The sequence below is a fragment of the Streptomyces sp. 130 genome (assembly GCF_007096885.1).
Taxonomy (GTDB): Bacteria; Actinomycetota; Actinomycetes; order Streptomycetales; family Streptomycetaceae; genus Streptomyces.
On the sequence record NZ_VJNO01000124.1, the window covers coordinates 1 to 599 of the forward strand.

The following is a 599-nucleotide window of genomic DNA, read 5'->3' on the forward strand; positions in this document are numbered from 1 at the left end:
ACAGCCAGCAACGCAATAACCAGATCAGCGGTCCGCGGCAAATACACCGCGACAAAATCCTCAGGCCCCACCCCAAAAGAGATCAAATGACGGGCCAGACGATTGGCCCGCGCATCCAGCTCCGCATAAGTGAACCGACCACCATCACAAACCAAAGCCGGCGCATCAGGAGTCCGAACGACCTGAGCCGCGAAGAGGTCGGGCAGGGTGCTGCTGAGCAGCGTGGGGTTGTGGATGCCGTTCCAGTCGTCGAGGGTCTCCAGTTCCCCGGTCAGCAGCATGTCGAGCTGGGCGAGGGGGCGGTCGGCGGCCGTGGTCAGCTGGTGCAGGAGGTGCTGGTAGCGGGCCAGGATCAGGCTCGCCTGGCTCTGGTCGAGGGCGGCGGGCTGGTAGTCCAGGCGCAGCCGCATCGCGTCGCCGGCGGGGTTGACCGCGAGGGTCAGCGGATAGTGCGTGGCGTCGATGGCGCTGCTGATGGAGAGGCCGAGGCCGTCCGTGCCTTCGCTCGCCGTACTGATGCGCGGGTAGTTCTCGTAGACGGTGAGGGTGTCGAACAGCTGCCCCGCTCCGGCGAGTTGCTGAATGTCGGTGAGCCCGAG

Annotated in this window: 1 protein-coding gene; it reads right to left on the reverse strand. The window is 65.8% G+C overall.

The features are described from left to right. The coding region (locus tag FKN01_RS32295; protein WP_143626192.1) for an AMP-binding protein at window positions 1–599 on the reverse strand (599 nt) is incomplete at both ends.